Source organism: Terriglobales bacterium, assembly GCA_035651655.1.
Lineage (GTDB): Bacteria > Acidobacteriota > Terriglobia > Terriglobales > Acidobacteriaceae > DASRFG01.
Map to the genome: position 1 here is coordinate 1 of DASRFG010000030.1, position 23,300 is coordinate 23,300.

The following is a 23,300-nucleotide window of genomic DNA, read 5'->3' on the forward strand; positions in this document are numbered from 1 at the left end:
GAAATCGAGACGCCGTTCATGACGCGGTCCACCCCGGAAGGCGCCCGCGATTACCTGGTACCGAGCCGCGTTCAGCCGGGAAATTTCTATGCTCTGCCTCAATCGCCGCAGATTTTCAAGCAGCTTCTGATGGTGAGCGGATATGAGCGTTATTTCCAGATTGTGCGCTGCTTCCGCGATGAAGATTTGCGCGCTGATCGCCAGCCGGAGTTCACGCAGATTGACCTGGAGATGACCTTCCCACAGCCCGACCGTGTGTTTGAAGTAGTTGAGGGATTTCTTACGGCAGCGTTCCGCGCGGCAGGATCGCAGATCAAGACGCCATTTCCACGCATGACCTACGATGAAGCCATCCGGCAGTATGGCAGCGACAAGCCGGACATGCGCTTACCGGCCATGACAGATGTACGCGATTGTTTCGCGCCCGAGAACCTGCAGACGCTCAACGTCGCCGCTGATCTGCCGATGATGGCGATCCGCATCCCCAGCGTCGGTGAACTGTCGCGTAAAGAACGGGACGAGATCAAGCCCCTGTTCGGTGACCGCAAAGACGCCAAGCTTTTCGAAGACATCAAGCGTCTGGAGAAGTCGTTTCCTGAAGCCGTGGACAAAATCCGTGAGAAGACCGGCGCCGAGCCGGGCGATCTATTGGTGATTGTGGCCGGAAACGGGCCTCCGCCACAGCACCCATCCGAAGGCGGCGTGAAGCCGGAGGTCAAACAGCACGATCATGCGGTTTACACCGCCGCCGGCGCGCTACGCGTCGCCCTGGGACAGAAATATGCTGAGAAGCACGGCGTGTTCAAGCGTGACGATTTCCGCTTTCTCTGGGTCACCGATTTTCCCATGTTCGAGTGGGACGCGGAAGGCAAGCGCTGGGCGGCGGCACACCATCCGTTTACCTCGCCGCATGAGCGCGACATGGACAAACTGGAATCCGATCCCGGGGCAGTGCGCGCACTCGCCTATGACGTCGTGCTGAACGGGACGGAGCTGGGCTCAGGCTCGATCCGTATTCACCGGCAGGACATCCAGAAGAAGATCTTTCGCGCGCTAGGCATGACTGAAGAAGAGGCGCGCTCCCGCTTCGGATTTTTTCTGGAAGCGCTGGAGTATGGCACCCCGCCGCACGGCGGGATCGCGCTTGGGCTTGATCGCATTGTCATGATCCTCGCCGGTGCAGACAGCCTGCGCGAAGTGATTCCTTTCCCCAAGACCGCGAAGGCAGTTGACCTGATGGTCGACGCGCCCACTCCGGTGAGCGAGTCGCAATTGCGGGAACTGGGAATTGCGGTGCGAAAGAAAGCGGCGCCGGAGTAAGTATTTTTGTTTGGCTTTCAATGGATTTGCCAGATGTGACAGCAGCACAAGGATTTGTGCTCAAACAAACGGTCGGCGCCATATTAACTCACGTGGGCACAGGCGCCCTCGCCTGTGCGGCTGAGCGCCAGCTCGGCACGGTCTTCAAACACAATGCTGAGCTTCGCTCAGCCGCCCAGCCGAGGGCGGCTGGGCCTACGCATTTCAGGCGGGATGCACTTCCCTTTGGATTTGCTCGCTTTTGATTTAATCTTCCAGCAACAGCTTTTCATCTGCAGCGAACGAACTCATGGGCAAAATTCACGTTCTCCCGGAGCACGTGGCCAACAAGATCGCGGCCGGCGAGGTGGTGGAGCGGCCTGCGTCAGTGGTCAAGGAACTCCTCGAGAATGCATTGGATGCGGGCGCGCGGCGCATCCGGGTGAACATCGAGGCGGGTGGCAAGCGGCTGATTCAAGTGATTGATGATGGCTGCGGCATGGTGCGTGATGACGCCATGCTGGCCTTTGAGCGTCATGCGACCTCGAAGATCAAAGATGCCGAGGATCTGCTTTATATAGCAACCCTGGGATTTCGCGGTGAGGCATTGCCCTCGATTGCATCGGTATCGCGGCTACGGTTAGAGACGCGCGCGCCCGATGATGTCGCCGGCACGCTGATCGAAATCAGTGGTGGGAAGCTTTTGCGCGTGGAAGAAATGGGGCTGCCGCCCGGCACTTCGATCGCAATCCGCGATCTTTTCTTCAACACGCCGGCGCGCAAGAAGTTTCTGAAGGCAGAGTCCACGGAGCTCTCGCACATCGCGTCTCTGGTGACGCATTACGCGCTGGCGCACCCGGACAAGCATTTCGAGCTGCACTCGGCGACCAACGCCATGCTGGTGGCGGCGCCGGTGGCAAGCCACGCGGAACGTATTTATCAGGTGTTCGGCAAGGAGACTCTCGACCAGCTCATCCCGGTTGCCGCAGCCGCGCCGCTGGCGCGCATCGGATTGCCCCAACCGCCACCCTGGGCGAAAGAGAAGATGGTTGCAGATGAGGACGATGAGCGAAGCGCTGGTCCGGGCGAGATTCGTGTGCACGGGTTCGTTTCCAAGCCCGAGATCCAAAAGCTCAACCGCAATTCGATTTTTGTGTTCGTGAACCAGCGGCTGATTCGCGATCGTCTGGTGCAACACGCGCTCACCGAAGCCTATCGCAACATCCTGCCGCCCACAGTTTTTCCTGTGGTGCTGCTTTTCCTGGAACTGCCACACGCCGAAGTGGACGTTAATGTGCATCCCTCAAAGACTGAAGTCCGTTTTCGCCAGTCCGCAGTGATGCACGACTTCGTTCGCGACTCGGTGCGCGCGGCGTTGATGAAGGCGCGTCCGGCGCCCCAGTTTGCAACCGAGATCAGCGCGCGCCCGACGGCCACGCCGTCGCTTTCCGGCAGCAGAACCTGGGGAAGCTCCGCTGCGCCCGCGGAGGCGCCTGTCTCCGGAGCCTGGCGGGAACTCTACACGCCTCCAGCCGGCGAGTTTGCATTGCGGCCAAATGAACTGCCTCCAGAAACACAGCGGCTTGGTTTTGAGAATGGCTTCGCCGTGGAAGGCAACGCCGCATTGGCGGTAGCGCGCTTTCCGCGACAGACATTCGGTGGGCCAGTTCCCGCGATGGCTCCCGCGCCGCTGCCTGACATGGGCAAAGACACCTGTGCCGGACCGTTACCCGAGGAAAACGTAGGGGACGAGACACTGGCCTCGCTCAGTACCCTGAAACCTCTCGGCCAAATTCGCAATTCATTTATTTTGGCGATCAATGAGGATGGCTTGTGGATTGTTGACCAGCACGTAGCGCACGAACGCGTGCTATTCGAAAAGGTTCTGCGCCAGCGCTCCCTAGCAAAGGTTGAGAGTCAGCGGTTGCTCATGCCGTTGGTCCTCGAACTCACGGCGGGGCAGCAGGCAGTGTTCTCTGAAATCTCCGACGAGCTTACTCGTAATGGCTTTGAGGTCGAGCCATTCGGCTCGCGAAGTGTCGCAGTGAAGATTGCGCCGGCGGGGATCGATGCCGCCCAAATCGAAAGCATGCTTCACGAGTTGCTGGAGCAAATTGCGGCCGAAGAGCAGGCCTTGAACCTGGAGAAGGTCTCTCACCGCATTGCGGCATCTATTGCCTGTCATGCCGCCATCAAGGTCAACATGCCCTTAGAGCAGAATAAAATGGAGTGGCTGCTGGCTGAACTGGCGAAGACCGATTGTCCCATGACTTGTCCCCACGGCCGCCCGGTCGTCTTGCGTTATTCTGTAAAAGATATCCAGCGGGCCTTCAAGCGGATCTGACCCAGAGATGACTGACGAAGAATTACAGCAGCTTCGGCGACAAAAATGGCGGATTGCGGGCAATCCCGCTCGCACCCTTGAGGATGCTGCTCAATTTGTGGAATCGGCGGGGTTTTGCCTCATGTACCCACAGAAACCCATGCCGCTGGCGCCCACCTTCATGGGAGCATTTGTCGGGTCTGACGATCAGCTGCCCATCGCAAAGAACGCATTTTCCGATCCCCGGGCGCAAGAGGCAACAGAATTGATGGTGCGGCTGTTGCGGCAGCGCGCGGCTTATGAGGCCAATCTCTTCGGCGAAAATAATTTTCTGATCGCGGCTTCGGTGTTCCCGTATTTCTATGCATTGGTGGGGGAGCGCAATCCAAAGCTGCGGACCAAGCCGGGTACGCACTCCGAATACTCGCCGCTGGCGCGAGACGCTTTTGAGGTGATCCGGCGTGATGGCCCGATCTCAAAGCGCAAGTTGTCCCAAAAGCTCGGGGGAGAAGTCTCTCTTGCGGCCTTGGATCACGCATTGGGTGAACTATGGTCGAAGCTTCGGATCGCGCGGGTGGACTACGACACTCGGGAGGGAGCCTCCTGGGATGCGCTCTACCGCTGGTCGCCGGAAGCAGTGCGGGAAGGCATTAATCTCTCAGTGGCAGAAGCGCTGTCCGCGCTCATCTCAAAATATTTGGATTCGGTGATTGCCGCGGAGCCGCAGGAAGTGGAAGAATTTTTTGGTAACTTTGTTCCACGCTCCAAGGTCAAAGAATCGCTGAACGCATTGCTGGCGGCACGTGAACTGGAGTTTGTTCGCGTGGGGGACCGGTCCATGGTGCAGGTGGCGCCGCCCAGGGTGAGTGGGCAGCGAGTTACGGCTGGGGAACGAGCCCGGCACCGGGCATGAACCGTTTCCCGAGCGGATCCGGTGCAGGCGAGAGCCGCCGCAAGCCTATTATTGCGATTGATGGTCCAGCGGGAGCAGGGAAGAGTACGATCGCCGCCCGCTTAGCCCGCAAGCTCGATCTTGTGAACTTGGAGAGCGGGGCAATGTACCGCGCCTTGGCGCTAAAGGCGATCCGCTCGGACGTATCCTTCGATGATGAAGCGGCGCTGCTTGCCCTGGCAAAGAATTCCGACATACGGCTTGAGCCGACGTCCGAGGGCAATCGTGTTCTGCTCGATGGGGTGGACGTTTCGCGGCGTATCCGGGAACAAGATGTAACCGATGCAGCCTCACGGGTCTCTGTGCATCCGGCAGTGCGGTCCTGGATGGTAGCCCGCCAGCGGGAGATGGGCGAGGGTGGCGGGGTGGTCATGGAAGGCCGGGACATTGGCTCCAAAGTATTTCCCGATGCCGATGTTAAGATTTTTTTGGATGCGCATCCGGAGATCCGACAGAGCCGGCGCATCTTACAAGGTAGCGGCGTAACCCGTGAACAGGCTGAAAAAATGGCGGCAGAGTTGCTTGAGCGGGACCGCCGGGACCGAACGCGTGCCGCATCTCCCCTTGCGCCCGCGGCGGACGCTGTCATAATTGATTCCAGCGATCTTTCGGTAGACGAAGTAGTTTCAAGAATTGAAAGGCTGATAACAGAGAAGATGCAGATGCGGGCCTAGCATGCAAGTTGGCTACGCCAATTATCAAAAGGGTTGAGGTCGGCCATGCCAAGAATCATTCGTGAATGCGTGCAAGTTGTGGAACCATTGCCGGGAAACCATACCAAAGTTCTGGTTGAGTCCGACAAAGAATCAGCAGTGTCGGAAACTCACTGGAATATTCCCACAGACGCGATTCCCGTCCATCTCCGGCCAACCGGATCACGGTTTGTAGTGGTGTTGGAAGAGCCGTCCGGTCTTCCCGCCAGCACCGTCGCTCAATTGCAGGGATCGTGGAAGCTCACGATTGTTGAGCTGCCCACCACCGAAGGCAGAGGTAAGAGAGAAGACGCCTGAAAGTATGATTTGAAATTGAGTGATCGGGTAATTGGAAAGTATTGCGTGAGTTGACTCACGTGGGCACAGGCGCCTCGCCTGTGCGGGCGAGCCAAGCTCGCCGAGGGTGGCACGGCTGCCCCTACGTGAATCACGAAAAGTTGACCGTATCACTTCCTGCTAGCCTGCTTTGCGGATTTCGATGGAACCGTAGTCGTTGACGATTTCCACGCGGACTCCGTTCGTACCGACCGCACCTGTCGCCGTCGTCTGGTTTCCGGAGCTATTTACCTGCACCTGACTGAAATCGCTTTCAATGTCACCGCTGTGAGTCCGCGCGTCTATGCTGAAGCTGGCATTGGCCGGGAGCATCACCTGCACGTCGCCTTTAGTGTTAATGATCCGGATGTTCCCCAGAGGAAGTTTGTCGGCATGCAATTGGACTGAACCATTGCTGTCCTCCAGGCGAATGTCGCCGGAAACATCTTCAAGGTTCACGTCTTTGGACCTGGTCATGAGCCGCAGCGGACCAGCCACTGACTTGGCGTGCAAGTCGCCGGACTGCATGGTGAGTTCGCCATCCAGCCTGGCAAAACCCATCTCGGTGCGAGACGACTTGAAACTGACCGCTCTGGCAATTTTCGAGAGGTTAATGTCTCCAAAGTAGTCGCCGGTCATGCTGACTGAGCCGGCAATGTCCGCAATGGTAGCGTCATCCACTCGGCCGTCTACTGTTAAATCGGCTTTAATTTTTGAGGCATTGATTGACCCTTTGTGAATGACCACCGCGGCGCGACCGCGAAGTTCGCTGATCGCAACGTCGCCATGGGTCACCGCTACTTTCAACTCCCCGTCGCGTTCGTGCACGGTTACATCTCCATGTTTACTGGCAATGTCAACCGGTGCTTTCCGGGGAATAAAGATCTCCAGGTCGGTGGAAACGGAATGCTCGCCTGCGCCGGTCGTATTGGCATTTACCGTCATTAGATTGCCGGCAACTGAAATCGTCGGCCGGGTCTGGGAATCGATCTTTTTGGAGTCCTGTTCGTTATCGGCCGATATGCGTTTGTGCACGACTACCCTGATCTTATTTTCGTCGGATGGGTTAACGGTTACCGCCCCCCGGTCTGAAACGACGCGCAGAGTGCCGCCGGGAGGAAAAGTTTGCTCGAGTTGATCGTCGAAGTTGTAACTGTTACCGCCGGCCCAGGGGAAGTGGCTGTCCCCGATGTCCACTTCATCACCCAGCGCTCTCCAATCCACATGAGAGGCATGGGTGGCAATAAGGCCGGCGAGGATGAGGAACAGCAACAGGAATACTCCCCCAACACCGATGCCTGACGGACGGGTGGCTTGGCGCTGCGCCTGGTAGTCCTCAAGCAGTTTGATCACGCCCCATACGATGATCAGCACCGGCCAGTAACGCGCAAACCATTCTCCCAGCGAGCGCCAGGTGATGACGTGCATGTTCCCAAGTAGAAAGATCACTCCGAGCGCAATGAGCACGACCGGGCCGGCGAAAGAGCGCCGGGACCGCGGAGCCATCACGGGCGCGGGACTAGACACGGTTTACCTCCTCCGAGGAGGGCTGTTGCTCTGGGGAGGCAGGCGGAGCTGAGTCCCCAGGGGGCAAGGTTGAACCGCCAGATGTGCCGGAGATGTTGCTCTGAAGAATCTTGACCAGTCCAATAACCAGCAGCAGTATGGGCCAGGTGCGGCTCAAACTTATAACGTTCAGTTCCTGGAGCAGCAGCAGCACACCGACGGTGAACAGCACGGTGGGCCTCATCAGGCCACGCATACACTGGTCTGGGGTGCTGGGACGAGATCCGCCCGCATAGCCGAATCGACGAAGCAACTGCCATACCGCCAGTCCGATAAGAAGTATTGGGAGCCACAGGCGATTGAACAGGGCGAACTCAAACACGCCCAAATTCGCCAGCAACAAAATGACTCCTAGACCAATGAGGATCAACGCGCCGATCGGAATGTTCGAAGCCCTGATTCCCCGGCCTGAGCCGAATGTTGCGGAGAGGCCGAAAGGGTCGGGAACCGGTTGCCCGAGCTGCAGGGCTTTTGCGGTGCGATACGCGTCAATGATCTGATATACGTAGAAAAATGCGATGCCGATGCCAAACAACCATTCTGGGTGAGCGCTGTTTGCCCCCCACACCAGAAAGGCGAAGATCAGCATTTCGGCCAGCCCTTTCATGTACTGCCCGCAATAAACGGAGGCGACCCCAAAAGGAAAGAAACCGGCCAATACCGCGGCCAAACCAGGATTAGGTCCGCTGGAGACGACGACCACTTGTCCGGGAGTCACTGCTCCAGGAGGCGCGGCCGGCGGTTGAACGTCCTGCAGGCGCTGGGCCAGGCAGTTCTCGCAATAGATCACGCCGTGCACATCGCGCTTGCAAGTGGCGCAAAGAGCCGTTCCGCAGGTACGGCAGTACGCCACAGCCGGGGTATCGTGGAAGGCGCAGTTCATGCTTGCCTCCTCGATCCGATCACCGGCGCGGCCAGAGCAAGGTTCAGGTGCTCCAACGGAGAAGACGCCAGCACGGGGTGGGTATCATAAGTGCTGTAATTCTGGTTCTGGTGATGATCGGGAGTCTGAGTCGTATCGTTCTTTCGGTTTTTCTCCTTGGCAGGCTCCGAAGTTTCCTCTGGACCGGTGAGGCGCTTCAGTTCGCGGACCCGGGATTCAATCTCATAGACGAAGCGGATATTGTCGTAATACTTCACCGCCCTGGCGGAAGTCTCGTAATAAGCGCGCCGCACTGCGCTGGGGCGCAGGTCCACGTTTCGCACGCTGCTGAGTTTCACCCCGGCGACGTTCAGGCCGATGGCAAACGAGAAGAAGACCATGGCGAACGACATCGCGAAGCGGGGCTGGCTTACCGTGCCCCAGGCCGGCCGCAGCACTGAAGTGAGCCAACCGCGAGCTCTCTCCGCCAGCGAAGTTTCTGCCGGCCCGACGACGGAGGCGCGAGTTTCCACTCCCGTGGTTGCAGCGAGGATGTTGTGGACCAGGTTCGCGGGTGGCTCGACTTCCACTACCGACTTGAGCCAGCGCATGCCTGCCTCAGCCTCGAGGAAGAGCGGGCCGCACGCCGGGCAGGCCGTGCTGTGGACCTTAAATCTCTCTAGCGTAGCTCCACTGAGAGTGCTGTCCAAGGCCTCGGAGAGCAGGGCCTCAAACTCTGCGCAATGCATTCCGGACTGGGTTTCGCCTGCCATCAAACCACCTGCCTATTTATACGTGAAAGCAGGCGTGCAAGTTCCGCACGCCCGCGATTGATCCTGGACTTGACAGTACCTTCGGGAACCCGCAAAACAACGGCAATTTCTTTGTAATCCATATCTTGCAGGTCACGTAGGACAACAGCCTCGCGTAACTCCGGCGAAAGCTTCTGGAGGGCCTGATGCACCATTTGGCCCGTCTCCAGGCTTTGTATGTGGGTGTCGGGGGTTCGGCCCTTGTCCGCCAGTTCGTCGCCCAGGGTGCGGCCATCCTCCTCCTGCGAGGGCGCGGCATCCAGCGAGTCGGTCTGGCGATCGTGTTTGCTCTTGCGGAAATGGTCCACCAGCAGGTTGCGAGTCAGGGCGGTCATCCACGTGATGAACGCACCACGATCCACATCGTAGCTGCTCAAGGTGCGATACATTTTAATGAAAACTTCCTGCGTCAGGTCGTCGGCGTCATCGGCGGAGCCGGAAAAGCGATAGCAGATGTTGTAAATACGCCGATGGTAGCGTTGTACGATTTCTTCCCAGGCGACCGCATCGCCGCTGATGCAGCGACGTAGTAGCGAGGCCACGACCTGGGTGTCTTCCAACCAGCACTCCCTCGAAAAACTCCTGGTCCTCGATATCCGCTCCAGACCCGGGGAATGTTCACCACCACAGGAGCTTACGGTTTCACAGCCCTAAAAGTTCTGAGGGCAATTAAAAGAGGCATTGTAGCAAGTGAACGAGGTTTTTCTCGGAAACAGGTGGCTGGGAATCAGGTGAGTACGCCGCTGCCGTTATTTGGCAGTATTTATGAGCATGTGAGCACTATTCTAGAAACGCAAACCAGCATTTCTCTCTCACCAGAATGGCTGTCGGCGTGCAACACTGCTGGAGTAATAGAAGGTCTAAACATAACAAATACAAGGGCCCGTCACCGATGTCCTCTCTGCTGAAGATCTCCAGATTGCCATTTGTTTTCTTCTGCTTATTGTTTTTTGTATCAACAGCTCTTGCCGGAACGGTCACAATTCAAAGTCCGGCAGACGGAACGGCGGTGAATTCTCCGGTCCACGTTCACGCGACCTATAACGGCTCGGTGACCGCGAGTTACATGAAGCTCTGGGTGGACCACGTCGCTGGCACGGTGCAGATGAACACCAATACATTCGACACGACGATCACCCTTTCGAGCGGAAAGCACCTTGTGGAAGTCCAGGCGGCAGATCCTTCTACGAGTCAGGTCTATACCACGCCTTCGAATTTCACCGTGGCCACGCTAGCGGTGAATCCGCCGGCGACCAGCTTGATAGCAGGCGCGACGCAGCAGTTCACGGCGAGTGACGCTGCTGGGTTGTCGGTTACCTGGTCAGCCACGGGCGGCACCATCTCCAACAACGGTCTATACACGGCCGGCGCCACTCAGGGGACGTTCAGTGTGACGGCCAAGGACTCAAGCGGCAACCCTGGGACCGCGAAGGTTGTAATCGCACCCGTCCACACCGTGACCATCGAAAATCCGGCCAACGGTTCAACGGTACCCTCCCCTGTGCTCATTCATGCCACTTACAACGGCTCTGTAGTCGCCACATACATGAAGCTGTGGGTGGACCACGTCGCGAATCTGATTCAGCGGAACACGAATGTGTTCGATACGAGTATTTATCTCGCTCCGGGGCCTCACCTCATTGAAGTGCAAGCTTCAGATCCTTCCACCGGCCTGGTGTACACCACCGGTTCAAGCATGACCGTTTCAGGCACCATCCTCCGGAATTACACCACCTGGAGGAATGACAACATGCGGACCGGGCAACAGCCCAATGAGACCGTACTGACGCCCGCCAACGTGAACGCCACTCATTTTGGAATCAAGTTCAGCGTTCCGGTGGACGGAAATCTTTTCGCGCAGCCACTCTACTTGTCGAAAATCTCAATCGCCGGTGGCACACATAATGTGGTGTTCGTCGCAACTGAGCACGATAGTGTTTACGCCTTCGACGCTGACACCGCGGGCGCCCCGCTATGGAAAACGAGCTTGCTTCCTGCCGGTGCAACTACGGTTTCGCAAGCTTTTGTAAATGGAACCATCTACCCGGAGAACGGCATCACCGGCACTCCAGTGATTGATTCAGCCGCGGGCACTATCTACGTTGTCGCGGAAACGCTGGAAAGTGGAAATGTGGTCTTCCGGCTGCACGCGCTGAGCGTCACCACAGGCAGCGAGCGAGCGGGCAGTCCGGTAGTGATCACTACATCCGGATGGCAGCCGAAAGAGCAGATGCAACGCCCCGGCCTGTTGCTGGCGAACCGAAACGTCTACATCGCGTTCGGATCCCAGGGAGATACCCCACCCTACCGCGGTTATATTTTCGCCTACAGCGCCAACACGCTGGCGCAGGTTGCGGTGTGGAACGTCACCCCTACCGGGAACGAAGGCGCTATCTGGATGAGCGGCTCCGGCATATCGGCTGACGCGAACGGTGATCTGTTTGTCTCTACCTCGAATGGCACTTGGGATGGAGTGAAGAACTACGCTGACAGCTTCGTTCACTTGAGCCCGAATCTGACCGTATTGGATTACTTCACTCCTTACAACCAGGCTACGCTTTCAGCACAGGACAAGGATCTCGGCTCCGGTGGTTTGTTGCTGGTTCCAACTCAATCGGGTAGCCATCCCCACGAGCTGATCGGTTGTGGCAAAGGGCCGGCGATTTACCTTGTAGACCGCGACGTTATGGGTCACCACCAGACCACCTCTGACAGCCAGATTATTCAAACCGTAAATAATGCGATCGGAGGCACAACGGGTCAGCAGGCGGACGATCACTGCTTCACGACGCCTGCCTATTGGCAGGGAAATTTGTATTTCGTGGGAAACAACGACGTGATGAAGGCGTTCAAGCTCGATCCCGCAACCGGAATGATGTCCACCACTCCATGGTCAAAAAGCACATTCGTGTTTAATTTCCCGGGTGCTCACCCAGTGGTGTCGTCAAATGGTTCCAGCAATGGGATTGTCTGGGTGATGGATCGTCCTACCGCGAATGGGACGTTGCACGCTTACAGCGCGACCAACCTGGCGACCGAGCTGTATCGTAGCCCGAGCCTGGGGACGCCAACCAAGTGGGCTGTGCCTACCGTAGTCAATGGCAAGGTCTATGTGGGCACTGAAACCAAGCTGTATGTGTTCGCTCCGATGTAACCCGGAAAACACCGTGAGTGTGCAGGTAGAACCGTACTATCTGCGCACCACGATCTCGCCTACCATGCCGTTGTCTTCGTGCTGGGAGCAAAAATACTTGTAGGTGCCGGGCGCGGTGAAGCTCTGTCGGAAGGTCCCACCGCTTGGAATGATGCCTGAGTCAAACGGCTTGGCATCTTTCGGAAGCTGGGCATCGCCGGGATTAACTGCGCGCTCCGGAAGCAGCGTCACCGTGTGGGTTCCGCCGGTCGTGTTCTTCCACAAAACAGTCTGTCCGGCAGCGATGGTGAGCCTGGCAGGCGTGAACTCGTTCTCACCCATCCTCACAACCACAGTCGCCCGTCCCCGCGTGCCCTCCGCACTGCCTGATCCATGGCCTGCAGTCGTGGGTACGAAGTGAGCCACGACTCCCAACCCGGTGGCGCGCTGCCCCTCCCATGGCTGCCCGTTAGCGACGCAGGTTTCAGCCAGTCCATCCGCAGAGTATTTGACGCTGCCGCTCTGATCAGCACACAGCGCAGGCTTACCGGCCTGGAGAGGAACCGCGGTGATCTCGAATGAAGTAACCGGCGGACTACCGCAACCGCCGATGGCGAATTTATAGCCGTCCTTGGTACCACTCGCGAGCGCCCGGTCAAGGACAAGAGCGCTGCTATTTCCATGGCCAAAGCGCACAATGGCCAAATCCTGCAGAGAGCAAGTAAAGCCATGCTCGGGGTGTAGTGCCCTATATTTCACCTCCGCATTCTGTAGAATGCCGAGATCGTTGGCCACCAGCATCCCCGAAGTAGCGGACTCCTGTTTTTGAAACGTTTGAGTCAGTGCCTTGAGAAATTCGGGATCGTCCAGAGGCAGGCGCAGGCCCAGCCCGATCTCCTTCAGCTTCCAGACTCCACCCTGGAGGGCCATTTTAAGATTCACTTTGGGATAGAAAGTGGTCATTGCATCTTCCACTTCGCCCTTGAAGGTGTGAAATGACAGGGCCAACTCAGCCTGATCGCCCATCAGGTCATCTGTGTCAATGTTCACCTGGAATTTCTCTCCCGTGCGTGGGTCGCGGCTCCAAGCCAGGATGGGACCGGCTTCAACAATTTGCAATCCCCCAACTTGCCCGTTGCCGTGGAACCCGAGACTGCCGAGCATAGGGACTCCAAATCGCATCGCACCTGCCTTTACCAAAGCGAGCTTTGTAGCGTCCGGCAGATGCGTCTCGAAGGCTGCCTGGCCGCCGCTGAAGAACATTTCAATCAGCGCCTGCCGCGGCGATTGTTGGATTTTGGCTTGCTGCGCGTAAAGTGAGGAAGTAAATACCAGAAGCAGAACAAGGCGGGACCGGAACATACGTCCTCCTGCTGTAGCGAACTTACACTTAGTTCCCAGCGGATGCAAAGTATCGCGGAGGCTGCAGCAGTCTATTCGGAGGTGAAGTAGTCCACCGTCACCGGATTTTCAAACAAAGAGTAATCGCGGGTCACCACGGTGATGCCGCTGTCGGTAACGAAGAAGCGCTGGCGATCAGCTTCGGTGTCATAGCCGATTACCGTGCCTTCAGGGATGTGCACATCGCGATCAAGAATGGCACGCCGAACGCGGCAATGCCGACCGATGTTCACATGGGAGAACAGGATGCTTGCGTCCACTTCGCTATAGGAATTGACCCGCACGTCGGGGGACAAAATGCTGTTGCGGACCACGCCTCCCGAGACGATGCAGCCGGCAGAAACAATGGAATCGAGCGCAATGCCGGTGCGCCCCGGCTCGGCGAAGACGAATTTTGCAGGCGGATACTGCCGCTGGTGAGTGCGGATCGGCCAGTGCTCGTCGTAAAGATTGAAGACCGGCGAGACTGAGACCACATCCATGTTGGCCTCGTAGTAGGCCTCGAGCGTGCCCACATCCCGCCAGTAGAGTGCTTCCTTCTGGTTCTCATCAATAAAGTTGAAAGAGTAAACCTTGTAGTCCTCAACCATTTTGGGCAGGACGTCGTGCCCAAAGTCGTGAGAAGAGTTGGGGTCTTCAGCGTCCTTCAGCAGGACCGGAATGAGCACGTCGGTGTTGAACAGATAAATGCCCATGGAGGCGGAGACCATGCGCGGATTGTAGGGAGAGCGGATATCGGTACGTTCGGGTTTCTCCTGGAAGCCAACGATGTGACCGGTGCGATCAATGTCCACCACTCCGAAGCGATAAGTCTCACTGGGATCAACCAGGATGGTAGCCACGGTGACGTCGGCGCCGGAGTCAAGGTGTTGCTGCAGCATGAGGCCGTAGTTCATCTTGTAGATGTGGTCGCCGGAAAGAATGAGCACGTGCTTGGGCTGCTCGGAACCGATGGAATAGATGTTCTGGTAAACCGCGTCCGCCGTCCCCATGTACCAGTTTTCGCTCACCCTCTTCATAGGTGGCAATATCTCGATGAATTCGCCCATTTCGCGGGCGACGATGTTCCAACCCTCACGGATGTGGCGATTCAGGGACAGCGCTTTGTACTGGGTGAGAATGTAAACCCGGCGCAGGTCAGAGTTGACGCAGTTGGAAAGTGTCACATCAATAATGCGGTAGATACCGCCAAAAGTGACCGCGGGCTTGGCCCGGTCGCGGGTGAGCGGATAAAGGCGCTCCCCTGCGCCGCCGGCCAACAGTACTCCGAGAGTGTCTTTCATCGCGGGTCCATGGAGTCCGTGCACGAGTGACTGGCGACGAACCTGCGCACAGGAACGGCGCTCACAGCGCTTGTTCCCGCACCGGGAACGTTAGATGCTAGCACAATGGGTGCGAGAAGACTGCAAACCTCGCGCGCGGTGCTGGGGACTTTCGGAAGGCGCGCGAAAAGCACGCTAGGCGGCGTCTTCGGAGCTGATCTTAAGCGCCTTGAGGAACTTCAAATCGTGGGTGTTGAGTTTAAATTCGGGTACCCGGGTTCGGGTGGTGACCAGCGGGCGCTTGCGGGCTGGCTGTTCGTCAGGGCGATTGAATCCTATAGTCGCCTCAAGAACGAGAAAAATGTCATAGCCGTCGGCTTTGATGCGGGAGATGACTTCAGCGATCTGCTCCGAATCAGTCAGCGATTCGCTGATGGCGTCACCCAGTTCCTTTATAAGTTTCTTTAGTTTCTGGTCCACATTGCCCTCTGCGGGGTATTAAAGGGTCCGTTTGCGACCCTCTAAACACTTTGATGCCCGTGGAGGCCCGAGAGTTTCGCAGAGACCCTCAGCATTACGCAGCACTGCTAAAATGCGGGTGTGGCGGGGATCTCGACAGCCCGAAAAATTGGCGTGGTGGCCCGAGTTGCCTCCCGAGTAGCTGCCCAACAGGCGGGACGGAATCGCACCCTGGGGGCGGCAGTCAAGGCTGGGCGCGTCACTCTGGCCTCATTCGGGCGAGTGCTGCATCTGCTTTGGCTGGAAGTAGTGGGATTCTTTTTCCTGTCGTTTGCCGTCATCGGCTGCGTCGCCCTGGTGCGTGAATACCCTAAGTATCAGGCAGGTAAAGTGGGAGCTGCGAAGATTATCGCCCCAGCTTGCTTTATGGTGCTGTTCGCCTATTTCGGCGTGAGTTCGTTCTTGCGGACGAGAAAAAAGAGGCCCTGATCAGGGCTATGGTAGAGAAAGTCAAACCCGGCTCTGATCTGCAACCACCAGCCGCGGAGCAGGCCGTGGGTACAGGCACACCGGCAGCCGCTCCGGGTCCTTCCCTGGCAGATACTCAGGAAACCTCCTCTCACATAAACGTGCACCCGCTGTACACGCCCGCCGATCTCGCGGACTGGAACCAGGAGCGGGATGTCGGCTATCCCGGGGTGCCGCCCTTTACCCGTGGCGTGCAGCCCACCATGTATCGCGGCCGTTTGTGGACCATGCGCCAGTACGCCGGAATGGGCGATGCCGAGGAGTCCAACAAACGTTACAAGTATCTATTGGCCCACGGGACCACGGGACTTTCCGTCGCTTTCGATCTCCCCACGCAAATTGGTCTTGATTCTGATCATCCCCTGGCGGAAGGCGAGGTGGGCAAAGTAGGCGTGGCCATTGATTCCATCGAGGACATGGAGCGGCTCTTCGACGGCATTGATTTGACCAGGATTTCCACGTCCATGACCATCAACGCCACCGCAGCCATCTTGCTGGCGCTGTATATCGCCGTGGCAAAAAGAAAAGGTGCGGATTTGCGGAAGATTTCCGGCACGGTACAGAACGACGTGCTGAAGGAATACATTGCCCGTGGGACGTACATATATCCAGTGGCATCGGCAATGCGCATCATTACGGACCTGTTTGCATTTTGTAACCAGCAGGTGCCGGAATGGAACACCATTTCAATTTCCGGTTATCACATGCGCGAGGCCGGATGCACAGCCGTGCAGGAAGTGGCGTTCACGCTTGCCAACGGCATCACCTATGTGACTGCCGCCAGGAACGCTGGCCTCGATGTTGACCAGTTCGCGCCGCGACTCTCGTTCTTCTTCGCTTCCCACAACAATTTCCTGGAAGAGGTAGCCAAGTTCCGGGCCGCGCGGCGAATGTGGGCGGAGATCATGCGCGAGCGCTTTGAGGCGAGCAATCCGCGCGCATGGATGCTGCGCTTCCATACCCAGACGGCAGGTTCCACGCTCACCGCGCAACAGCCGGAAAACAATATCGTTCGCACCGCGCTGCAGGCCATGGCTGCCGTGCTGGGCGGAACGCAATCGCTGCATACCAATTCGTATGATGAGGCGCTGGCTTTGCCGACGGAGCAAGCGGCGCGTGTGGCGCTGCGCACGCAGCAAGTCATCGCCTACGAATCGGGCGCGGCGCAAACCGTTGATCCCGTCGCCGGTTCTTACTACCTGGAAGCTCTCACCAATGACATTGAGGCGCGCGCCAATGCCTACATTGAGAAGATCGATGCCCTTGGCGGTATGCTGCGGGCTATTGAGCGCGGCTACGTGCAGCAGGAGATCCAAAACGCGGCCTACGAATTTCAACAGGCGGTTGATGGGCTCGAGGCCGTTGTCGTGGGCGTGAACCGTTTCACCGTGGAGGAGGATAGTTCGGTCCCGCTGCAGCGCATCGAGGAAGGACTGGAGCGAAAGCAGATAGGACGCCTACGCGCATTGCGAGCCAAGCGAGACACCGCCTGGAAACAAGCCATCGTCCAGGTCGAGGACGCAGCGCGCTCGGGCAATAACTTGATGCCGCATATCATTCATGCCGTAGAGTCCTATGCAACCGTGGGCGAAATCTCTGATGCGCTGCGGCGAGTGTTTGGGGAATACAAAGAGACAGTAGTGATCTGAAGAAAGTTTCGAGTTTCAGATTTCAAAGCTAATTTTGCGCTTCGAAATCGCAGGCTTCGCGGCAGTTCCGGCAGTAGAAGCAGCCATCCTGGCACAGACGGACATTATCTTCGCCATAGCAGATTGAACAATACCGGTCACATTGGCAGTGTTTTTCTTCCTGCTCGCAAATACCACAGCGAAATTTCGCGTCCGTGGGCATCGCCATACTTTAGCGCGCTCCAGCATGGGTCCGAAGTTACCGAGGTACTCGCAGAGGCTGTACGAAGCCCGTTTATGCAATGCCAGCGGTAGTGGGTCAATTTGGATTTCTCTCGCTAATCGAACGTCGAGCCATGCGGAAACTGAAGTAGGCGATCAAAAGCGCGACCAGCGTTACAGTGATCGTGTACTTTGCCGACCAATATGTGTGCGTTATTAGAAGGCTGATCCCTGTGCCAGCACCAGCGGCAAAGAGAACCCCGCCAAGAATGCCAGTTATGGCTAATATTGCGCGTTTCAAGCCGTAACTCCCTCCGACTTGAGTCTCCAATAGTACCCGTGCGGTCATCTTGAGTGCAAAGCTACTGAACTCCTGCCACAGGGTAGGTCGGTCCGTCGGTCATCGCAGCACGCAAGCAGCAGCAGAACGAGAAATAGTCGGTAGTGGCTCAGTTTGCTGCCAGCGGCACAATTGACCATCTGAAAATGCGCGTGTTACCGTAAAAAGTTCAAACATTTCCGCTCGACGAGACCAGGAACCGTATTGCCTTCCACGGTTGACACCACCACCCCGACGCTTCGCAAAACGGCGCTCAACTCCGTACACCGGCAGGCAGGCGCCAAGATGGTGGACTTCAACGGCTGGGACATGCCGGTGGAGTATCCGGCTGGAGTGATCGCCGAGCACATGGCGGTGCGCACGGCGGTCGGTGTTTTTGACGTCAGCCACATGGGCGATATTCGCATCGCCGGCCGGCAGGCATTGGCGGCCACCCAGCACCTCAGCATGAATGACGCGGCCCGGCCCGCCATTGGGCAGGCACAGTATTCGGCGTTGCTGTATCCGCAGGGAACGTTCGTGGATGACGTCATCGTCCACCACCTTGGCGAAAACGAATATCTGCTGGTCATCAATGCCGGAACCCGCGAAAAGGATTTCAATTGGGTACGCGACAACACCGGGCAATTCGATTGTCGAGTGGAAAATTTGAGTGACGACTTCACGCAAATTGCCATCCAGGGGCCGAAAGCCGAAGGGCTCTTGCAGAAACTGACCGACGTGCGGCTGGGCAACATCAAAAACTATTGGTTCACCCACGGAACTGTCTGCGGCCTAAAAAACGTGATGATCGCGCGCACCGGCTACACCGGCGAGGACGGATTTGAAATCTACGTGCCCGCGGATTCCGCGTCGAGTGCAATGGTATGGAACCGCGTGCTCGAAGCTGGTGGTGAGTTCGGGGTGCTGCCATGCGGTCTGGGTGCGCGTAACACGCTTCGACTCGAAGCCAAGCTTCCGCTTTATGGTCATGAAATTTCAGATACGATCAATGTCTGGGAAGCTGGCCTGGACCGTTTCTGCAAAATGGAGAAGCCTGACTTTATAGGGCGCGCGGCGCTTGAGAAGGCACGAGCGGCCGGACTGAAGCGGACCCTGGTGGGGTTAGAGATGATCGAACGGGGTATCGCGCGCGACGGCTACAAAGTAGTAGACGACAGCGGACAAGAAATCGGATTTGTGACCAGCGGATCGCACGCTCCGTTCCTGAAAAAGAACATTGCCCTGGCGTATGTACCGCCTGAGTTGGCTGAGATTGGACGCGAGCTGAAGGTGGAAATACGAAGTCAGCCGGTGGGCGCTAGAGTGGTGCCTACGCCTTTTTACAAGCGGCCGAAAGCCAAAATCTAGAAAGTGCAGCTCCCCCGGAGGGGCAACAGAACGCATGGCCTACCCCAAAGATCGCAAATACACCAAAGAGCACGAGTGGATCAAAGTTGAGGGTGACACCGCGACCGTAGGTATTACGGCTCACGCACAGGAATCACTGGGCGATATCGTTTTTGTCGAGCTGCCCAAGCCCGGCGCGGAGCTGACGGCCGGCAAGAGCTTCGGAACGGTCGAGTCAGTGAAGGCTGTCTCAGACCTGTACGCGCCCGCCTCGGGCACGGTGGCCGAAGTCAATCAAGAGCTGGCCACTCATCCAGAGAAGATCAACGCCGATGCGCACGGCATGTGGATGATTAAGCTCAAATTGAAAAACAAGAAAGAGCTCGACGGGTTACTTTCCGGCGACGATTATGAAAAGTTTGTGAAAGAGGAGAAAGGCTAGAAGAATCGGGTAATTGCGAATCGGGTAATTGGGTAATTTGTAATCGACGGATCGAACCGGTCGCTCGGGATTGATCCTGAGATTTAGCAATTAACGCACTTCAAATTACCCGATTACAAATTACCCGACCACTCAATGTTCTGATGCGTTATCTTCCCAAATCCGAGGCCGACCGCAAAGAGATGCTGCGCGCCATCGGCGCGCGTTCCATTGACGATCTCTTCTCGCCGATTCCGGCCGAGTACCGCCTGCAGCGTGATCTCAAGGTGCCGCGGCAGATGGCGGAATCGGAGATCATCGATTGGTTCCGGCAGCGCGCGAAAGAAAACGGCGACGGATATGCGATATTCCTCGGCGCTGGGGCGTACCACCATTACCGGCCTGTCCTGATCGACACGGTTGTTTCTCGCGGCGAATTCCTCACCTCTTACACTCCGTATCAGGCAGAAATTTCGCAAGGGACACTGCAGTCAATCTTCGAGTTCCAGACCATGATCTGCGAGCTGACGGGCATGGAGGTCGCCAATGCCTCCATGTATGACGGTTCCACCGGCGCTGCGGAAGCGGCGATGATGGCGATGCGCATTACCGGGCGTCACCACGTCGCGCTGGCGCGCACTGTGCACCCAGAGTATCGCGAGGTGCTGGCGACCTATGCTCAGCATCAGGGCGTGAAGCTGACCACGGTGGGATTTGGCGAAGATGGGCGAGTTGATCTCGCGCAGCTGGAGAAGGCAGCGGGTGAAGACTGCGCCTGCGTGCTGATCCAGTCGCCAAATTTCTTCGGTACCGTCGAGGAAATTTCAGCGGCCGCCGAAATTGCGCACCGCAAAGGCGCGCTGCTGGTGGTCGCTATCTCCGAGGCAATCTCGCTGGGAGTTGTTAAACCTCCAGTCGAAGCTGACATTGTCGCCATGGAGGCGCAATCGTTCGGCGTGCCGCTTGGCTTTGGCGGCCCGTATGCCGGCGTGATCGCCACCAAGGAAAAATTCGTCCGGCAGATGCCCGGCCGCCTGGTCGGCGAGACCCGCGACCGCAATGGCAAACGCGGATACGTGCTCACCCTGGCGACGCGCGAGCAGCACATCCGAAGGGAGAAGGCGACTTCCAACATCTGCACCAACCAGGCGCTCATCGCGCTCATGGCTACGGTGTTTATGACAGTTTACGGTCGCGAAGGGCTGAAGGAACTGGCACGCCAGAACCTTGCCAAGACTGTATATGCTATCGAGCAGTTCAGCCAAAGCGGACGCGTGCTCTTCGCCGGATGCCGACGATTTAACGAGTTCGTCTTACAAACCGACGAAGATTCCTACGCCATCAATAATCGGCTGCTCGGGCAAAATATCGTGGGAGGATTTCCGCTAAAGAAGTTCTATCCCGAGCTCGGCAATGCAGCCCTGTGGTGCTGCACTGAAACTACGTCACGCAAAGCGATCGACGCGGTCAGCGCTGCGTTAAGCAGCCTGGAGCACAAGCCCAGCAGCAAACGGGAACGGGTCCCAGAGGTCGTGCGATGAGCAAAATAAGAAAGGCCTCGCGCCACGTCAGCCAGAATGAGGGACTGATTTTTGAAAAGTCTTCTGCTGGCAAGGCGGCGTGGAAGCTGCCGCCGCTGGATGTTCCCGATGTGGATACGACCGAACTGCTGGGTGATGCAGCTCGTGAAGACTTGGGCAATATGCCCGAGGTGAGCGAGATCGAAATCATCCGCCACTTCACTCGGCTCTCCACCTGGAATTACGCCATTGATCTCGGGATGTATCCGCTGGGCTCCTGCACCATGAAGTACAACCCGCGCGTGAACGAAGCGGTGGCGCGCTTCGAGGGGCTTGCCAACGGACATCCCTACCAGCCGGAGAAAATTTCTCAGGGGGCGCTGCGCATCCTAAAGACCCTGAGTGATTGCCTGCTCGATATAACCGGCATGGAGGCGATCACGCTGCAGCCGGCCGCAGGCGCTCACGGTGAGCTCACCGGCATTCTGCTGATCCGCGCTTACCTGGAAAAGCAGGGAAATCCCCGCAAGAAGATCCTGATTCCTGACTCAGCCCATGGCACCAACCCTGCCACGGCTGCGATCTGTGGCTACGCGGTGGAAAACCTCAAATCCAACTCGCGCGGCATGGTGGATGTTCCCTCGCTTGTCGCGCAGATGAATGAGGATGTGGCAGCACTGATGCTCACCAACCCCAACACCTTGGGCATCTTCGAGCAGGAGATCCACAAGATCGCCGACGTGCTGCACGATAAAGGCGGCCTGCTTTACATGGACGGCGCCAACATGAATGCATTGGTTGGCAAGGTCCGCCCCGGCGATTTCGGCGTGGACGTCATGCACCTGAACCTGCACAAGACCTTTTCTACCCCGCATGGCGGCGGGGGCCCGGGCTCCGGGCCGGTGGCGTGCAAGAATTTTCTGGAGCCATTCCTGCCGGTGCCAGTTGTGATCACAAAGTCTGACGGCACCCTCGGCTTCGATTACCAGCGGCCGCAATCCATCGGAAGAGTGCGGGCATTCTATGGCAACTTTGGGATGCACATCCGCGCACTGGCTTACATCATGGCTAACGGCCCGGATGGCTTGCGGCAGACAACCGAAGATGCCGTGCTCAATGCCAATTACATTCGCAAGGGCCTCGAAGGCACCTACGACCTCCCCTACTCAACCCCAAGCATGCACGAAGTTGTGTTCAGCGATCGTCTGCAGGCTAAAAACGGCGTAAAAACGGGCGATGTTGCCAAGCGGCTGATCGACTACGGCTTCCATCCCTACACCACCTCTTTTCCGCTGATTGTGCCCGGAGCGCTGATGATCGAGCCGACCGAGAGCGAATCCAAAGAAGAGCTGGATTTGTTTGTCGATGCTATGAAGTCCATCGCCGAGGAATGCGAAACTACGCCCGAGGTAGTACTGGAAGCGCCGCACCATACACGAGTGTCGCGCCTGGATGAAGTTGGGGCAGCCAGGAAACCGGTGCTGCGCTGGAAACCCGCTTAAGCTTTTAACCACAGAGGGCACAGAGGACTTCTTTCAAAAAAGCCTGATCTTCGAAACCCGCCGTTAACGAAGCTCGACGTTAACTTAGAATTCCTCTGTGACCTCTGTGTCCTCTGTAGTTATAAAACGCCTACTTCTCTGAAATATCCACGTACGCGCGCGTGGTCTCCCATTCCAGCTTCATGCGGCAAGATTTTGGACCCGTCTTGTCGAACGAAATGGTGAAGTTTTCGACGGGCTTCGAAAGAGTTTCCTTCTTCATGTCAACCCGCGCCAGATCGTCTTTCTCGCCAGGGTAGGGAATTCCCCACTCGCCGGTCTTCTTGCTGATGATCAGCTTCCAAGTCCCTTCTGAAGGGACCGTAAACAGCGTGTAACTGCCCGCGGGAACATTGGCGCCGTTGACGGTCACGTCCGCTGTTGTAACAAAAGTCGTGGCTTCGTTGGCTCCCGTGCGCCATTCTTTGTCGTAGGGGACGAGGCCGCCAAAAATTTTGCGCGGCTGACCGGTCTTGGGGTCCTTCATCCGCGGGCTGCTGTAGTCCACATGAATGGTTTTTCCGTCGCCGAATGCGCAATGCGCGCTGGCAGGCGGGCTGGGGCGTTTGCTCTTGTCCTGGGCCGAAGCGATACAGGCCAGTGTGACAACTATCAGGGCGGCGAATGCTAATTTGCGCATAGTTTCTCCTGGTTACAAGATTGGCGGAACATTA

The 23,300-nt window shown here is 57.4% G+C and carries 21 protein-coding genes; 12 read left to right on the forward strand and 9 right to left on the reverse strand.

Annotated features, from left to right (window positions below; all coding sequences use genetic code 11):
- From aspS to VFA76_14870, 5 genes are all read left to right on the forward strand, one after another.
- The coding region (gene aspS, locus VFA76_14850; protein HZR33121.1) for an aspartate--tRNA ligase at window positions 1-1,320 on the forward strand (1,320 nt) is incomplete at its 5' end.
- Between the two features lie 289 nt (window positions 1,321-1,609).
- Window positions 1,610-3,643 carry a DNA mismatch repair endonuclease MutL gene (gene mutL / locus VFA76_14855; GenBank protein ID HZR33122.1) on the forward strand — a complete coding sequence of 678 codons (2,034 nt, stop codon included), beginning with the start codon at window positions 1,610-1,612 and terminating at the stop codon, window positions 3,641-3,643.
- A gap of 7 nt (window positions 3,644-3,650) precedes the next feature.
- A complete protein-coding gene (locus tag VFA76_14860) occupies window positions 3,651-4,535 on the forward strand; it encodes a hypothetical protein (protein ID HZR33123.1) in 885 nt (294 codons plus the stop codon).
- Window positions 4,532-5,248 carry a (d)CMP kinase gene (gene cmk / locus VFA76_14865; protein ID HZR33124.1) on the forward strand — a complete coding sequence of 239 codons (717 nt, stop codon included), beginning with the start codon at window positions 4,532-4,534 and terminating at the stop codon, window positions 5,246-5,248. Before VFA76_14860 ends, cmk begins: the two co-directional genes overlap by 4 nt.
- Window positions 5,249-5,293: 45 nt before the next feature.
- Entirely contained in the window at window positions 5,294-5,584 is a 291-nt protein-coding gene (locus VFA76_14870) for a hypothetical protein (GenBank protein HZR33125.1), read from the forward strand.
- A 159-nt stretch (window positions 5,585-5,743) separates the two neighbouring features.
- Here VFA76_14870 and VFA76_14875 read toward each other — a convergent pair whose 3' ends face one another.
- Genes VFA76_14875 through VFA76_14890 form a run of 4 tightly spaced genes read right to left on the reverse strand, consistent with a single transcriptional unit; the run spans window position 5,744 to window position 9,402 of the window.
- Window positions 5,744-7,129, reverse strand: coding sequence for a DUF4097 family beta strand repeat-containing protein (locus VFA76_14875; protein HZR33126.1), 1,386 nt, complete (start codon window positions 7,127-7,129; stop codon window positions 5,744-5,746).
- Window positions 7,122-8,051, reverse strand: a complete 930-nt coding sequence (locus VFA76_14880; GenBank protein HZR33127.1) for a DUF5668 domain-containing protein — start codon at window positions 8,049-8,051, stop codon at window positions 7,122-7,124. Before VFA76_14880 ends, VFA76_14875 begins: the two co-directional genes overlap by 8 nt.
- The gene (locus VFA76_14885) at window positions 8,048-8,803 is read right to left on the reverse strand and encodes a zf-HC2 domain-containing protein (protein ID HZR33128.1); all 756 of its coding nucleotides are present in this window, start codon (window positions 8,801-8,803) and stop codon (window positions 8,048-8,050) included. Before VFA76_14885 ends, VFA76_14880 begins: the two co-directional genes overlap by 4 nt.
- Window positions 8,803-9,402, reverse strand: a complete 600-nt coding sequence (locus tag VFA76_14890) for a sigma-70 family RNA polymerase sigma factor (GenBank protein ID HZR33129.1) — start codon at window positions 9,400-9,402, stop codon at window positions 8,803-8,805. The genes VFA76_14885 and VFA76_14890 overlap by 1 nt, the downstream gene beginning before the upstream one ends.
- A 449-nt stretch (window positions 9,403-9,851) precedes the next feature.
- Between VFA76_14890 and VFA76_14895 the strand changes: the two genes are divergently transcribed.
- Window positions 9,852-11,996: a hypothetical protein gene (locus tag VFA76_14895; GenBank protein HZR33130.1), complete on the forward strand. Its 2,145-nt coding sequence runs from the start codon at window positions 9,852-9,854 to the stop codon at window positions 11,994-11,996.
- A 36-nt stretch (window positions 11,997-12,032) separates the two neighbouring features.
- Here the strand turns inward: VFA76_14895 and VFA76_14900 are convergent, their stop codons facing one another.
- From VFA76_14900 to VFA76_14910, 3 genes are all read right to left on the reverse strand, one after another.
- The gene (locus VFA76_14900) at window positions 12,033-13,337 is read right to left on the reverse strand and encodes a plastocyanin/azurin family copper-binding protein (GenBank protein HZR33131.1); all 1,305 of its coding nucleotides are present in this window, start codon (window positions 13,335-13,337) and stop codon (window positions 12,033-12,035) included.
- Window positions 13,338-13,408: 71 nt separating this feature from the next.
- The gene (gene glgC, locus VFA76_14905; GenBank protein HZR33132.1) at window positions 13,409-14,659 is read right to left on the reverse strand and encodes a glucose-1-phosphate adenylyltransferase; all 1,251 of its coding nucleotides are present in this window, start codon (window positions 14,657-14,659) and stop codon (window positions 13,409-13,411) included.
- Between the two features lie 174 nt (window positions 14,660-14,833).
- A complete protein-coding gene (locus VFA76_14910) occupies window positions 14,834-15,118 on the reverse strand; it encodes a hypothetical protein (GenBank protein HZR33133.1) in 285 nt (94 codons plus the stop codon).
- 153 nt (window positions 15,119-15,271) lie between these two features.
- On the opposite strand from VFA76_14910, the gene VFA76_14915 reads away from it, so the two are divergent.
- Both VFA76_14915 and VFA76_14920 read left to right on the forward strand, forming a co-directional pair.
- Window positions 15,272-15,586, forward strand: a complete 315-nt coding sequence (locus VFA76_14915) for a hypothetical protein (GenBank protein HZR33134.1) — start codon at window positions 15,272-15,274, stop codon at window positions 15,584-15,586.
- 8 nt (window positions 15,587-15,594) lie between these two features.
- A complete protein-coding gene (locus VFA76_14920; GenBank protein HZR33135.1) occupies window positions 15,595-17,274 on the forward strand; it encodes a methylmalonyl-CoA mutase family protein in 1,680 nt (559 codons plus the stop codon).
- Window positions 17,275-17,572: 298 nt separating this feature from the next.
- Here VFA76_14920 and VFA76_14925 read toward each other — a convergent pair whose 3' ends face one another.
- On the reverse strand, window positions 17,573-17,776 hold the full coding sequence (locus VFA76_14925) for a hypothetical protein (GenBank protein ID HZR33136.1): 204 nt from the start codon (window positions 17,774-17,776) through the stop codon (window positions 17,573-17,575).
- Between the two features lie 243 nt (window positions 17,777-18,019).
- Between VFA76_14925 and gcvT the strand changes: the two genes are divergently transcribed.
- From gcvT to gcvPB, 4 genes are all read left to right on the forward strand, one after another.
- Window positions 18,020-19,165: a glycine cleavage system aminomethyltransferase GcvT gene (gene gcvT / locus VFA76_14930; GenBank protein HZR33137.1), complete on the forward strand. Its 1,146-nt coding sequence runs from the start codon at window positions 18,020-18,022 to the stop codon at window positions 19,163-19,165.
- 34 nt (window positions 19,166-19,199) lie between these two features.
- Complete coding sequence (gene gcvH / locus VFA76_14935; protein ID HZR33138.1) at window positions 19,200-19,586, forward strand: glycine cleavage system protein GcvH; 387 nt, start codon at window positions 19,200-19,202, stop codon at window positions 19,584-19,586.
- Between the two features lie 143 nt (window positions 19,587-19,729).
- Window positions 19,730-21,106, forward strand: a complete 1,377-nt coding sequence (gcvPA, locus tag VFA76_14940) for an aminomethyl-transferring glycine dehydrogenase subunit GcvPA (protein ID HZR33139.1) — start codon at window positions 19,730-19,732, stop codon at window positions 21,104-21,106.
- Window positions 21,103-22,587, forward strand: coding sequence for an aminomethyl-transferring glycine dehydrogenase subunit GcvPB (gene gcvPB, locus VFA76_14945; protein HZR33140.1), 1,485 nt, complete (start codon window positions 21,103-21,105; stop codon window positions 22,585-22,587). The genes gcvPA and gcvPB overlap by 4 nt, the downstream gene beginning before the upstream one ends.
- 130 nt (window positions 22,588-22,717) lie before the next feature.
- Here gcvPB and VFA76_14950 read toward each other — a convergent pair whose 3' ends face one another.
- Window positions 22,718-23,266 carry a DUF2911 domain-containing protein gene (locus VFA76_14950; GenBank protein HZR33141.1) on the reverse strand — a complete coding sequence of 183 codons (549 nt, stop codon included), beginning with the start codon at window positions 23,264-23,266 and terminating at the stop codon, window positions 22,718-22,720.
- Between the last annotated feature and the right edge of the window lie 34 nt (window positions 23,267-23,300).

Coding starts and splice junctions, on each gene's coding strand:
- mutL (HZR33122.1), top strand. CDS start 1,610: ATGGGCAAAATTCACGTTCTCCCGGAGCACGTGGCCAACAAGATCGCG.
- VFA76_14860 (HZR33123.1), top strand. CDS start 3,651: ATGACTGACGAAGAATTACAGCAGCTTCGGCGACAAAAATGGCGGATT.
- cmk (HZR33124.1), top strand. CDS start 4,532: ATGAACCGTTTCCCGAGCGGATCCGGTGCAGGCGAGAGCCGCCGCAAG.
- VFA76_14870 (HZR33125.1), top strand. CDS start 5,294: ATGCCAAGAATCATTCGTGAATGCGTGCAAGTTGTGGAACCATTGCCG.
- VFA76_14880 (HZR33127.1), bottom strand. CDS start 8,051: ATGAACTGCGCCTTCCACGATACCCCGGCTGTGGCGTACTGCCGTACC.
- VFA76_14885 (HZR33128.1), bottom strand. CDS start 8,803: ATGGCAGGCGAAACCCAGTCCGGAATGCATTGCGCAGAGTTTGAGGCC.
- VFA76_14900 (HZR33131.1), bottom strand. CDS start 13,337: ATGTTCCGGTCCCGCCTTGTTCTGCTTCTGGTATTTACTTCCTCACTT.
- glgC (HZR33132.1), bottom strand. CDS start 14,659: ATGAAAGACACTCTCGGAGTACTGTTGGCCGGCGGCGCAGGGGAGCGC.
- VFA76_14920 (HZR33135.1), top strand. CDS start 15,595: ATGGTAGAGAAAGTCAAACCCGGCTCTGATCTGCAACCACCAGCCGCG.
- gcvH (HZR33138.1), top strand. CDS start 19,200: ATGGCCTACCCCAAAGATCGCAAATACACCAAAGAGCACGAGTGGATC.
- gcvPA (HZR33139.1), top strand. CDS start 19,730: ATGCGTTATCTTCCCAAATCCGAGGCCGACCGCAAAGAGATGCTGCGC.
- gcvPB (HZR33140.1), top strand. CDS start 21,103: ATGAGCAAAATAAGAAAGGCCTCGCGCCACGTCAGCCAGAATGAGGGA.
- VFA76_14950 (HZR33141.1), bottom strand. CDS start 23,266: ATGCGCAAATTAGCATTCGCCGCCCTGATAGTTGTCACACTGGCCTGT.